General features: G+C 61.9%; 12 protein-coding genes. 9 read left to right on the top strand and 3 right to left on the bottom strand.

Going from position 1 to position 12,341, the window contains the following annotated elements:
- The first annotated feature begins 23 nt into the window (after positions 1-23).
- The 7 genes from mreD (at position 24) to B5F28_RS08710 (ending at position 5,366) form a co-directional block, all read left to right on the top strand.
- Positions 24-548, top strand: coding sequence for a rod shape-determining protein MreD (gene mreD / locus B5F28_RS08680; protein WP_158097556.1), 525 nt, complete (start codon positions 24-26; stop codon positions 546-548).
- 15 nt (positions 549-563) lie between these two features.
- The gene (locus tag B5F28_RS08685; protein ID WP_087295290.1) at positions 564-2,633 is read left to right on the top strand and encodes a penicillin-binding transpeptidase domain-containing protein; all 2,070 of its coding nucleotides are present in this window, start codon (positions 564-566) and stop codon (positions 2,631-2,633) included.
- Between the two features lie 278 nt (positions 2,634-2,911).
- Positions 2,912-3,646 carry an AAA family ATPase gene (locus B5F28_RS08690; protein ID WP_275532616.1) on the top strand — a complete coding sequence of 245 codons (735 nt, stop codon included), beginning with the start codon at positions 2,912-2,914 and terminating at the stop codon, positions 3,644-3,646.
- Between the two features lie 184 nt (positions 3,647-3,830).
- Entirely contained in the window at positions 3,831-4,238 is a 408-nt protein-coding gene (locus B5F28_RS08695) for a methylglyoxal synthase (RefSeq protein WP_058964155.1), read from the top strand.
- A 61-nt stretch (positions 4,239-4,299) separates the two neighbouring features.
- On the top strand, positions 4,300-4,710 hold the full coding sequence (locus B5F28_RS08700; protein ID WP_206423064.1) for a DUF2752 domain-containing protein: 411 nt from the start codon (positions 4,300-4,302) through the stop codon (positions 4,708-4,710).
- Positions 4,711-4,754: 44 nt separating this feature from the next.
- Entirely contained in the window at positions 4,755-5,087 is a 333-nt protein-coding gene (locus B5F28_RS08705; RefSeq protein ID WP_087295295.1) for a DUF4234 domain-containing protein, read from the top strand.
- Between the two features lie 3 nt (positions 5,088-5,090).
- Complete coding sequence (locus B5F28_RS08710) at positions 5,091-5,366, top strand: hypothetical protein (protein WP_087295297.1); 276 nt, start codon at positions 5,091-5,093, stop codon at positions 5,364-5,366.
- A 116-nt stretch (positions 5,367-5,482) separates the two neighbouring features.
- On the opposite strand, the gene B5F28_RS08715 is transcribed toward B5F28_RS08710, so the two are convergent.
- Positions 5,483-6,016, bottom strand: a complete 534-nt coding sequence (locus tag B5F28_RS08715) for a methylated-DNA--[protein]-cysteine S-methyltransferase (RefSeq protein WP_087295299.1) — start codon at positions 6,014-6,016, stop codon at positions 5,483-5,485.
- A 466-nt stretch (positions 6,017-6,482) separates the two neighbouring features.
- Positions 6,483-7,001: a hypothetical protein gene (locus B5F28_RS08720; RefSeq protein ID WP_087295301.1), complete on the bottom strand. Its 519-nt coding sequence runs from the start codon at positions 6,999-7,001 to the stop codon at positions 6,483-6,485.
- Positions 7,002-7,238: 237 nt separating this feature from the next.
- On the opposite strand from B5F28_RS08720, the gene aspS reads away from it, so the two are divergent.
- Entirely contained in the window at positions 7,239-9,023 is a 1,785-nt protein-coding gene (gene aspS, locus B5F28_RS08725) for an aspartate--tRNA ligase (protein WP_206423065.1), read from the top strand.
- Between the two features lie 170 nt (positions 9,024-9,193).
- The gene (locus B5F28_RS08730; RefSeq protein WP_087295303.1) at positions 9,194-9,805 is read left to right on the top strand and encodes a hypothetical protein; all 612 of its coding nucleotides are present in this window, start codon (positions 9,194-9,196) and stop codon (positions 9,803-9,805) included.
- Between the two features lie 170 nt (positions 9,806-9,975).
- On the opposite strand, the gene B5F28_RS08735 is transcribed toward B5F28_RS08730, so the two are convergent.
- A complete protein-coding gene (locus tag B5F28_RS08735) occupies positions 9,976-12,228 on the bottom strand; it encodes an alpha-galactosidase (RefSeq protein WP_087295305.1) in 2,253 nt (750 codons plus the stop codon).
- Positions 12,229-12,341: the final 113 nt, after the last annotated feature.

The following is a 12,341-nucleotide window of genomic DNA, read 5'->3' on the forward strand; positions in this document are numbered from 1 at the left end:
GAAGGAAAGGGGGGGCGCGCCCTGTGACGAGCCGACGCAAACGGAATCTGACCCTGCTGGCCAAGTGGGCCTGCTACTTTTTGATCTTGCTCATCGCGGCCACCCTGCAAAGCCTGCCGGGCTTTCTGTCCATCTTCGGGGTGCGCCCGCTGTTCATTCTGCCGGTCTGCCTGGCGGTGGCCATCTATGAGGGCGAGTACCCCGGCGCGCTGATGGCGGTGGCCGGCGGCTTTCTGTGGGACTGGACCGCCAGCCGGGTCAGCGGCCTGATGGCTCTGGGCCTGATGGTGGTCTGCTTTGCCGCCGCGGTGGTGGTGGAGCTGTATCTGCGGGTGAACACCGTGAACTTCGTTCTGGTGAACGCCGCCTGCTGCCTGCTGGTGACCGGCATGGACTTTTTGTTTTATTATCTGATGCCCGGCTATCCCGGCGCCACCCAGCGCTTTCTCACCTACGTGCTGCCCATGGTGCTTTACACGGCGGCGCTGTCGCCCCTGGCCATGATGGCGGTGCGGCGGGTGGCCGGGCATTTCGTGCCCGAACAGTAAGCGAAAGGAGGGCCCATGGACCAGAAAAGCGTGTTCCGCCGGGTGGGCGGACTCATCGTCATCAGCCTGGCGGTGCTGGGCATGATCGTTCTGCGGCTGGTGGAGTTCCAGCTGGTGAACGGCGAGGAGTACAAAAGCCAGGCCCAGAGCGTGACCAATTACAAATTCAATATCCCCGCCGCCCGGGGCGAGATCGTGGACCGGTACGGCCGGGCCCTGGCCTCCAACGCGGTGGGCTATGATCTGGTGATCAATCAGCTGATGCTCACCGGCGATGTAAACCAGCTGGTGATGGATCTGGTGGAGATCCTGCAAAGCTGCGGCGAGGAATGGAACGACACCATGCCCGTGAGCAGCCCGGACGAGGAGGGCCACTACACCTTCACCGACGGCGACGATACCTCCGCCCAGAACCGGCTGGCCAAGCTGAAGGAGAACATCGAGCTGCAGCAGTACGCCACCGCCGACCAGGTGATGGCAAAGCTGGTGGAGCGCTACAAGCTGGTGGATTACGACCCCTACTGGCAGCGGGTGCTGGCCGGTGTGCGCTACCAGATGCAGCTGGAGGATTTCAGCGCCAGCAACAGCTTCACCCTGGCCAGCGATGTGTCCAATCAGACGGTGGCCATGGTCAAAGAGCGCAGCCTGAGCCTGGCCGGGGCCGAGATCATCGAGACCACTCACCGGGTGTATGAGGACGGCACCCTGCTGCCCCATTACCTGGGCAGTGTGGGCAGCATCACCAGCGAGCAGTGGTGGGTGGAGGATGAGGACGGCAACGTGACCACCCCCTTAAAGGACGCGGGCTACAACATGAACGACCTGATCGGCCAGTCCGGCGTGGAAAAATACGCCGAGGACCGGCTGCGGGGCAAGGAAGGCACCCAGCAGGTGAGCCGCGATAAAAGCGGCGTGGTGGTCAGCACCCAGATGCTGGTGGAGCCCCAGCCCGGCGAGACGGTGGTGCTCACCATCGACAAGGACCTGCAGAAGAGCCTGAACGAGCAGCTGGAGGCCCTGATTTTGCAGATGCAGCAGACCAAGGAGTCAACCAAGGGCAAGGAGGTCACCTCCGGCTCGGCGGTGGTCATCGATGTGAAGACCGGCGGCATCCTGGCCATTGCCAACTACCCCAGCTACGATTTGAACCTTTATAAATCCAACTACAGCGACTACAGCAGCGACCCCAACACCCCGCTTCTGAGCCGGGCCACCACCGGCCTGTACGCCCCGGGCTCCACCTTCAAGCCCGCGGTGGCACTGGCGGGCCTGCTCAGCGGCACCGTCACCCCCCAGGACACGGTGAACTGCACCCGGGTGTATGACTTCTACACCGACTACAAGCCGGTCTGTCAGCAGCTGGGCCCCCACAGCGGTCCCACCAACCTGACCGAGGCTTTGACCCACAGCTGCAACATCTACTTCTACGATGTGGGCCGCCGGGTGGGGCTGGAAAACTTCGACGAGATGGCCACCAGCCTGGGCCTTGCCACCAAGACCGGCTTTGAGCTGGGCGAGTCCACCGGCAACCTGACCCATACCACCGACGAAAACTACGGCAAGGGTCTGGAGCTGCAGGCGGCCATCGGTCAGGGCAACACCCAGGTGACGCCCATCCAGCTGGCCACCTACGCCTCCACGCTGGCCAACAAGGGCACCCGGTACAAGACTCACATCGTGTCCGGCTACCGGGACAGCAACACCGGCGAGCTGATCGAAGAGGTGGAGCCGGAGATCGTGGAGCAGATCGAGGATAACATCGGCGCCTTCGACGCGGTGGAACAGGGCATGCTGGGCGCCGCGCGGGGCAGCAGCGCACTGCGGGACTACCCGCTGAATATCGCGGTGAAGACCGGCAGCCCCCAGCGCTGGGAGCGGGACGAAAAGGGCAACTACGCCTACACCAACACCGCCGTCATCGCCTACGGCCCGGTGGAGGACCCCCAGCTGGCCATCGGCATCGTGCTGGAATGGGGCGGCGGCGGTTCCAACGGCCTGCCCCTGGTGCGCAGCATCTTCGACAGCTACTACTACACCCAGAGCGAGGGCCTGGAGCCCGAATCCGAGGGCGTGCTGCTGCCCTGATGACCGGGCGGCACACCGCCGCACACAGTATTTCCCCGGGGCACGGCGGGCCGATTGGCACGCCGTGCCCCTTTGTGTCTGCAAAGAGGCGGTTCCTCGGGGAAAAACGGCGAAAAGAAGAGCGAAACACAGGTTTTTTTGGCCTAAATCCACAAAAGACAGCTTGCTATCAACCCCGCTTTGTGCTATCATGTTAATATAGGCGCATCATGGGTGCCTATATTCCATTTTTCGTTGATCCCGGCCCCATCCCGGCCGAAAAAAAGGAGGTCCGGTCCGTGGCCGCACAGATCATTATGGTGGCCTCCGGCAAGGGCGGCACCGGAAAAAGCACCGTGTCGGTGCTGCTGGGCAGCCGCCTGGCTGCCGCGGGCAAAAAGGTTCTGCTCATCGAGCTGGACAGCGGCCTGCGCAGTGTGGACATCATCGCCGGGGCCGCGGGCCGCACCGTGTACGATATCTCGGACGTGCTCTGCGGCCGGTGCGACTGGCGCAAGGCCATTGTGGAAAGCCCGGTCTACAAAGGGCTTTCGCTGATCAGCGCCCCCTACGAGCGGGGCAACGTGCAGCCCCAGCAGCTGGCCAAGCTCACCCGGAAGATGGCCAAGCACTACGACTTTATTCTGGTGGACACCGCCGCCGGTCTGGGCGCGCCCTTCGCCGCCGCCATGGTGGTGAGCCAGATGGCCCTTCTGGTGCTCACGCCGGACCCGGTTGCTTTGCGGGACGGCCACATCGCCGCCGATGTGCTGTTTGAGGGCGGCTTTACCAACGTGCGTCTGGTGATGAACCGGGTGGGTCCCTCCACCTTCGACAAGGGCGCGGTGGCCGATCTGGACGAGTGCATCGACACGGTGGCCGTGCAGCTGATCGCCGTCATCCCCGAGAGCGCGGCTCTGCTGAAAAGCACCGCCGCGGGCGAGGCCTTGCCGGAAAATACGCTGGCATGGCGGGCGTTTGACAATCTGGCCCGCCGCATCCTGGGCCAGCAGGTTCCTCTGGCCGTGCGCTGAGGGATGAAAATTTTGCGTTCCCCATGCCCTTCGGGGCATGGTTTCCCATTTTTATACACAGCAGGCGGGCCGCAGCGGCGCTGCCCCCATAGAGGCATATCCCATAGAGGTTTGGAGAAGGTGCGTGCCCGCCGGGCGCGCAAATACGTTAGTTTGTCTTGAGAAAAAGGAGGGTGTTCCGTCCATGAACATCGCATTGATCGCGCATGACGCGAAGAAGGAATTGATGGTGCAGTTCTGCATCGCTTACTGCCGGGTGCTCAGTCAGCACAACCTGCTGGCCACCGGCACCACCGGCAAGCTGGTGAGCGAGGCCACCGGCCTGCCCATCCAGTGCTTTTTGTCCGGCGTACACGGGGGCGACCAGCAGATCGCGGCCCGCATCGCCTGCAACGAGATCGACCTGCTTCTGTTCTTCCGCGATCCCATCAGTGCGAAACCTCACGAACCCAACGAGATGAATCTGCTGCGTCTTTGCGACGTGCGCAACATTCCCATCGCCACCAACATCGCCACCGCCGAAGTGCTCATCCATGGCCTGGAGCGGGGCGATCTGGAGTGGCGCAACATCGTCAATCCGCCCCAGCACTAATATGCCGGAGCGCCGTGACCGAGTAAAAGCGGGGCTTTTCGGTATTTACCGAAAGGCCCCTTTGCGTTTTTTCGGGGTTTTTTCCCGCCTGGGGCTTTGCCCCCGCCGGGTGCAGAGCGCCCTGATCTTAGTAGGTGTGGGGGCGCTGTATGCTCTGGAGACCCAGACTTTGGGCCTCTTTGTGCCCTGCCCGCTGCACCTGCTCACCGGGCTCAAGTGCCCGGCCTGCGGCATCACCACCGCCATTCTGGCCCTGCTGCACGGGGATGTGAGCGCGGCCTTTGCCGCGAACCCCGGCCTTGCCTTCAGCCTGCCGGTGCTGGGGCCGTATCTCTGCTGGCTGTTCTGGGGCTGGCTGCGGCAGCACCCCGCCGAGGGCCGCGCGGTGAATCTGGTGGGCGCGGGGCTGATCGTTTATTTTGCAGTCTGGGGCGTCTTGCGCAATCTTGCGCCCCTGATGGGCCTTGTGTAAGGCCGTATTTTTCGCAAACAGCGACCAAAAAAGGAGAAATTTCCATGACAAGAAACATTGTGGTGTGCATCCTGCTTTACTTCATCACCTGCGGGCTGTACGGCATCTATTGGATGTACACTCTGAACGAATACGCCCGGTCGGTGGCCCCTCAGGAATGGCAGACCAGCGGCCTCACCGTGATCCTGCTGAACATCGTCACCTGCGGCATCTACGGCCTGTACTGGAACTACAAGATGGGCAAGGCCTACATGACCGTGAACGGCGGCAACGACAACAGCCTGCTGTATGTGCTGCTGGGTGTGTTCGGCTTTGCGGTTGTGAACTGGGCCATCATGCAGAACGACATCAACAACGCTGCCCGCTTCCGGTACTAAGCCATGGAGCGGCTGCTTTACCGGCTGGCCGTTGGCAGCGCGGTGGCAGGGCTGGGCATTCTGCTGCTGGTAATGGCCAGCGGAAGGGCCTGGCCGGACCCCATCTACGCCATCGGCGCACCGTTGGGCATGGGCCTTATCGCCCTGTGCCTGGTCTTTCTGGCCGCGCGGTGGGCGGTGCGCCTGTTCGATGCGGTGCGAGCCCGGCGTTTGGCCCAGGTGGCCGCGCTGGTGCTGGCGGCCATCGTGTGCCTTTCCGATTTTTTCCTGCGGCGGTGAGCCTTGCCGCGGCGGGAGCATGCCCCGGAGCATATCTGTGTTATAAGCAAAAAGACCCCCAATGCCGGGAGCGGCTTCCGGCATCGGGGGTCTTGTGCGTTTTTGAGAAAAGGTTTTCAACGGCGGGCGGGGCCGGATGTGGAAAAGTTGGCCAGCTGTACGCCCTCGTGGGCCAGCAGCCAGCGTTTTTTGTCCAGCCCGCCCGCGTAGCCGGTCAGGCTGCCGTTTGTGCCCACCACCCGGTGGCAGGGGATGATGATGGAAATGGGGTTGCGGCCCACCGCGCCCCCCACCGCCTGGCTGGCCATGGGGCGGCCGGTTTCGACCGAAATCGCCCGGGCCAGTGCGCCATAGGTGATGGTCTGCCCGTAGGGGATGGTCAGCAGCAGCGCCCACACCTGCTTTTGAAAGGCGCTGCCCTGCGGGGCCAGCGGCAGTGCCGCCGGGTCGGGAGCATGTCCCGCGAAGTAGTCCTCCAGCCAGCGGGCCGCCTGGCCGAACAGGGGCAGGTCCGCCCGCCGGGGCACATCCGGCGGCAGATGGGCGGCGAAGTGCATCTGCCCCTCCAGCCACAGGCCGGTCAGGTGGGTCTCGGTGCCCGCCATCATCACCGGCCCCAGCGGGCCGGTCAGGGTGGTGGTGTACAGCATGGGAAAGCCTCCTTTGGGCGGGCTGCTTGCGTTTTGCACCCATCTGGGGTATAATACTAACAGAAGGTGGTACTGCCCGGAGACGGGTCAGTCCCTTGGAGATTTACGGAAGTAAACCGCGTTCCTGGGGAGGTGCGGCGGCTTACTTCCGTTTTTTGTTATCGTGTGTGATCGTCCAAACGATTTGAAACGTCCCGTAGACTGCTCCGCCGATTAAGGTCAGAAGCGAAAGGACTTCCTGTAACGTCATGGAAGGAATCACCCCCTCTGCGAAAAAGCAGCGGGGAAAAACAGAAGCTTCGCCCCGCTGCCGCTGCCTTTGCGCAGCGTGCAATGGGGACTGGACCGCCTGCCGTGTCCGGCAGCACCACCGCCACCATTGTAACAAACCCCGCGCGTTTTGTCGAGAACGCGCGGGGTTGCTTTGTATCTTTGATAAAATGTGAAACCGGGGTGGGTTTTGGCTTCACTCCTCCGGCTCCACCGCGAAGTAGGTCTCTACGCCATCCCGGCGGAAGGTGATGACCTGCCCCGAGGGCTGGCCGTTTTCGTCCAGAATGTCCAGCCGGAATCTGCCCTCGCCATTGCCCAGATAGGTCAGGCCGCTGGGGTTTGCAGGGGTGGCCTCGATGCCCAGCGGCTGGAAGGTGCCGTCCGCGGAAAGAAACGCCAGCCGCACATCGGTGTGCTCCGGCTCGGCGTACAGCACCACGCCCACCAGCTCCTCGCCGCCGTCCGGCACCGACACGCAGTCAAGCACCGTGCGCCGCTCGTTCTGCTCCTGGGCGAGGAACAGCTCCGCCACCGCTTCGTCGGTCCACTCTGTGGATTCACTGGCGCTTGCGGCTTCGCCGGCAGGCTGCGAAACGGACGCCGGACTGCCGGAATCGGGCAGGGAGGTGGAGGCCGATGCACTGGAAGCGGGCGCGCAACCGGCCAGCAGCGCCGCCAAAAGGCAGCAGGCAAGAGAAAGAAGTATCTTCATGGGGAAATCCCTCCTTTGGAGCGGTCCCGGTGCGGCCGATGCGCAGCCCGGGCCAAAATGACAAAAACAGCTCTTCTGCCCTCATTGTAAGCGCCCGGCGGGCAAAAAACAAGCCGCAAAAGCCGCTTTGCCTTGTAATATCTTGTGGAAAGCGGTATAATAAAACGGTCTAAGAATTTGCGGAGGCCGGGAGTTTCCCGGGCTCCAGCGCTTTTAATAAAAGGGGTAAATCAAATTATGGAAACCATGGGAAATCTGCGCCGCACCCACTATTGCGGCGAAGTGCGTCTGGCCGATGCCGGTCAGGAGATGGTGGTGGCCGGTTCCATCGCCAAATGCCGGGATAAGGGCGGCATCATCTTTGCCGACCTGCGCGACACCACCGGCATTCTGCAGATGGTGTTCGACGACTCCACCGACCCCGCCGTGTTCGAGAAGGCCAGCAGCCTGAAGAGCGAGTATGTGGTCATTGCCAAGGGCGTTCTGCGCGAGCGCGACGCCAAGACCGACAAGATCGCCACCGGCGACGTGGAGCTGTATGTGACCGAGCTGCGCGTTCTGAGCGCCGCCGAGACCACCCCCTTCGAGATCCGCGACGAGGTGAAGGTGAAGGACGAGCTGCGCCTGAAGTACCGCTATCTGGACCTGCGCCGCCCCAGCATGCACGACCCCATCGTGCTGCGCAGCAAGATCTGCCAGATCATCCGCAACTACTACTGCGACAACCACTTCTGCGAGATCGAGACCCCCATGCTCATCAAGAGCACCCCGGAAGGCGCCCGCGACTATCTGGTGCCCAGCCGGGTGCAGCCGGGCCACTTCTACGCCCTGCCCCAGTCTCCCCAGCTGTACAAGCAGATCCTGATGCTGTCCGGCTTTGACCGCTACTTCCAGATCGCCCGCTGCTTCCGCGACGAGGACCTGCGCGCCGACCGTCAGCCCGAGTTCACCCAGGTGGACCTGGAGATGAGCTTCGTCACCGAGGACGACATCATCACCCTGAACGAGGGCCTGATCAAGAAGCTGTGGAAGGAAATTCTGAACATCGACGTGGCCACCCCCTTCCAGCGCATGCCCTGGGACGAGGCCATGGCCCGCTATGGCTCCGATAAGCCCGATACCCGCTTCGGCCTGGAGATCATCGACGTGACCGATGCGGTGCGCTCCAGCGAGTTCGCCCCCTTCAAGGACGCCATTGAGGCCGGCGGCAGCGTGCGCCTGATCAACTGCAAGGGCCTGGCCGACAAGCTGACCCGCAAGACCATCGACAAGCTGGGCGACGTGGCCAAGACCTACGGCGCCAAGGGTCTGGCCTACACCCGCCTGACCGCCGAGGGCGAGACCTCCAGCTTTGAGAAGTTCCTCACCGAGGAGGAGAAGACTGCCCTGCGCACCGCCGCCGGCGCCGAGACCGGCGACGTGCTGCTGGTGGTGAGCGACGCGGACAACGTGCGCGCCTGCACCGCTCTGGGCCAGGTTCGTCTGGAGGTTGGCCGCCGCTGCGAGCTGATCGACCCGGACAAGTTCAACTTCCTGTGGGTGGTGAAGTTCCCCCTGTTCGAGTACAGCGAGGAAGAGGGCCGCTACATGGCCATGCACCATCCCTTCACCATGCCCACCGAGGACAGCATGGACAAGCTGGAATCGGAGCCGGGCAAGTGCTACGCCAACGCCTACGACATCGTGCTGAACGGCTGCGAGCTGGGCGGCGGTTCCATCCGCATCAACGACCCTGCCCTGCAGGACCGGATGTTCAAGGCCCTGGGCTTCACCGAGGAGAAGGCCCGCGAGAGCTTCGGCTTCCTGATGGACGCCTACAAGTACGGCGCACCCCCGCACGGCGGCATGGCCTACGGCCTGGACCGCATGGTGATGCTGATGCTGAAGCGGGATTCCATCCGCGACGTGATCGCCTTCCCGAAGGTGCAGAACGCCAGCGAGCTGATGAGCGGCGCGCCCGAGACCGTGGACGAAAAGCAGCTGCGTGAGCTGAGCATCGCCACCGTGAGCGCCGAAGGCTAATCTGCCAACTGAATAACGGCAAACGCGCCGCTTCCCGTTTGGGAGGCGGCGCGTTTTTGTGTACCGAAAACGGGACATAAACTGGGAAGGACTGAATTGGAAATTGAGTGAGGAGTGGGGGATGGTATAATAAATATTATTATATAAATAGCTAAAATGAGGTGAAAAAGGTGCTTGAATGGGTGAGAGGGTTTGTAATTGCTTTAGGCGGCGGTACAGTTGTTTTGATTGGTATGCTTACAATATGTAAAGGACTCTTTATAAAGTTTTTTGAATCTGGGATTGAGTCTTCTTTTGAAAAAAGTCTTGAACGATTTAAAAATAAGATGGAACGCTCTACAAGAGCATATGAAATTTTGTTGGATCGAGAAATGAGATTTTATGAACGAATAGAACAGATTGTAGCAGAATTGATACTTCTTCAGGAAAGCATGCTTTTCTGTTTGGAAGAAAGCGAAAAAATAGGAAGAGAGCATAGGCATCAAGACTTTTGTAAATGTTTTAAATCATATATTGAGCAAATTAGCGCTCTACAAAATCAATGTCTAATTCACCAAAGTTATATTCCAACGGAGATTTTTGGGGTTTTTGAGGAGGTCATTAAGCAAGTAAAAGAGGGTATGTGTTATTGGGTTGAGACAGAAAAACTTTTGTATTCAGAGGAAAATGATGCGATTGACTACTCTATGGGAAAAGAAAAAAGTGAGGCAGTTTTAAATAGTATTGCTTCCGCAGAAACAAAAATTCAGGAACGATTGAAACAATTATGTGGAGAGGACTAATGATAAAAAATTTGGAATGGCTCTGATGAACTTTTCGTTTTTATAACATCACAAACCCCCGGCGGCAAGCTGCCGCCGGGGGTTATCCATCCCTCTATATGGCCCGGGCTTTCCCTTTCCCGGGCTTTTTTCGTTTCCCTTTTTCTCTCTCTTCTCTCTTCTCGTTTCGCTTATACGCGCTTTACATACATCTGCACGCTGGGGTAGTCGCCGGCCAGCTGGGGCAGGGTGTAGCCTGCGCGCATCAGGGTGCTGCCGCTGTAGGTTTTGCCCACGCCCTCCATGGCCAGGTCCAGGCCTGCCTGGGGTGCGCAGTGGCAGCCGTGGATGTCCAGGCTCTCCACACGGTAGAGGGCATCCGGGTCAAGGCCCCGCAGCCACACGTGCAGCGGGCGGGCGTTGGCCTCCGGATGGGTGAGGATCAGGTTGAACAGCGCCTCGCTCTGCTCCTCGTCCACAAACTGCCAGGCCGCGTAGCGGCTTTCCTCGGTGGGGTCGGTGAGCCGGTAATACAGCCCGTTCTGAATGAGCTGGTAGTGCTTGTCGAAGAAGGCGATCTGCTCCTTCACCTGGGCGGCTTCCTCGTCGCTCAGCTTGTTCAGGTCCAGCTCGTAGCCGAAGGTGCCTGCCATGGCGGCCACCGCCCGGGTCCACAGGGGAGTGGTGCGGCCGGTCTGGTGGTTGGGGCAGGCGGACACATGCGCGCCCATGCTGCTCACCGGGTAGCCAAAGGAGGTGCCGTGCTGGATCACCAGCCGCTCGATGGCGTCGGTGTCGTCACTGCACCAGATCTGGGGGAAGTAGGCCAGCATGCCCGCGTCGAAGCGTCCGCCGCCGCCCGCGCAGCCCTCAAACAGCACATGGGGGAAGCGGGTGGTCAGGGTCTCCAGCAGCCGGTAAACGCCCAGCATGTACCGGTGGGCCGCTTCGCCCTGCCGCTCGGCGGGCAGCACCCGGCTGTACACGTCGGTCATGTTCCGGTTCATATCCCACTTCACGTACGCGATGGGATTGTTGGCCAGCAGGTCGGTCAGCCGCTCGGTCAGGTAGTCCACCACCTCGGGGCGGCCCATGTCCAGCACCATCTGGTTGCGGCTCATCACCGGGGCCCGGCCCGGCAGGGTGAGGGCCCAGTCCGGATGCGCCCGGTACAGGTCGGAATCCTCGCTCACCATCTCCGGCTCCACCCAGATGCCGAACTTCATGCCCAGCGCGTTCACCCGCTGAATCAGGGGAGTCAGGCCGCCGGGCAGCTTCTTCTCGTTCACGAACCAGTCGCCCAGGCCGCTGTTGTCGTCGTTGCGCTTGCCGAACCAGCCGTCGTCCAGCACCAGCATCTCCACGCCCAGCGCCGCCGCCTTTTCCGCGATGCGCACGATGGCGTCGGAATCAAAGTCGAAGTAGGTGGCCTCCCAGTTGTTGATCAGCACCGGGCGGCGGGCGAAGCGGTGCTCGCCCCGGCTCACGTTGTGCCGGATGAACCGGTGATACTGCTGGGACAGGGCGGTCAGGCCGTTTTCGGTGCAGGCCAGAATGACCTCGGGAGCGGTGAAGGCCTCGCCGGGGGCCAGCTGCCAGCTAAAGCGCTCGTCGTGGATGCCGCTCACGATGCGGGTCAGGCCGTTCTGGTCCACCTCCACATCGGTGCGGTGACTGCCGGAGTACACCGGCATCACGCCGTAGCACAGGCCGTGCTCCTCGTCTGCCTTGCGGTCGCACAGGATCACGAAGGGGTTGTGGTGGTGGCTGGAGGCGCCGCGGGTGGAGGACACGGTCTGGATGGCGTTCAGCAGGGGCACACGCTCGGCCTGCCGCTCCATGGTGTGGCGGCCGTGGAAGTGAATCATATCCCACCGGCCGAAGGGCAGGTCCAGGCACATGGACGCGGCCTTTTCCAGCCGCAGGGTCTGACTGCCGCCGTTCACCAGCCGGACGGCCCGGGTGATGATGTCCTGCTTTGCGAACACGCCGTACAGCAGCTCCAGCGCAAGGCCGGTCACGCCGTCCTCCATGCGGATGCACAGGGTCTCGGCCTCGTTTTCTTCGTCGTGGGCGCTGGGCAGGCCGGTCAGGGCGTATTTGCCCTTCTGGATGCTGTGGCCCGCGTAGCGCCACTCGGCGCCGGCAGCGCCGGCCTCATCCCGCACCACCAGGCAGGACAGACGGAAATCACCGGTGTTGCAGCCGGTGTATTCCTGGGGCAGGGTGTCCGGAGAGATGCCCCGGCGCGCCCGGTCGGCGTTGTGGTTGGGCGAGAAGCCCCGGTCCGCCGGGGGATACATGGCCGCCAGGTCGCCCTGGCCGATGGCCGGGCCGTAGTAGAGATGGAGCAGGCGGTCCAGATGGTCCAGCCCCATCTGGTAGGTGGTGCTGCGGGTGGAAAGGGTAAAGGTACGCGCGGAGGCGTTAAATTGAATGCCCATACAAGGGTCCTCCTGGAAGTTTGGAATCGCACCGGGCCTTTGGGGTCCGGTGCTGGAATTGGAAAAGGTGGATAAAAAGCACGAGGCGGGCGGCTGGCCGGGATTCGGCCGGC

This window comes from Gemmiger sp. An194, from assembly GCF_002160145.1.
Classification (GTDB): domain Bacteria; phylum Bacillota; class Clostridia; order Oscillospirales; family Ruminococcaceae; genus Allofournierella.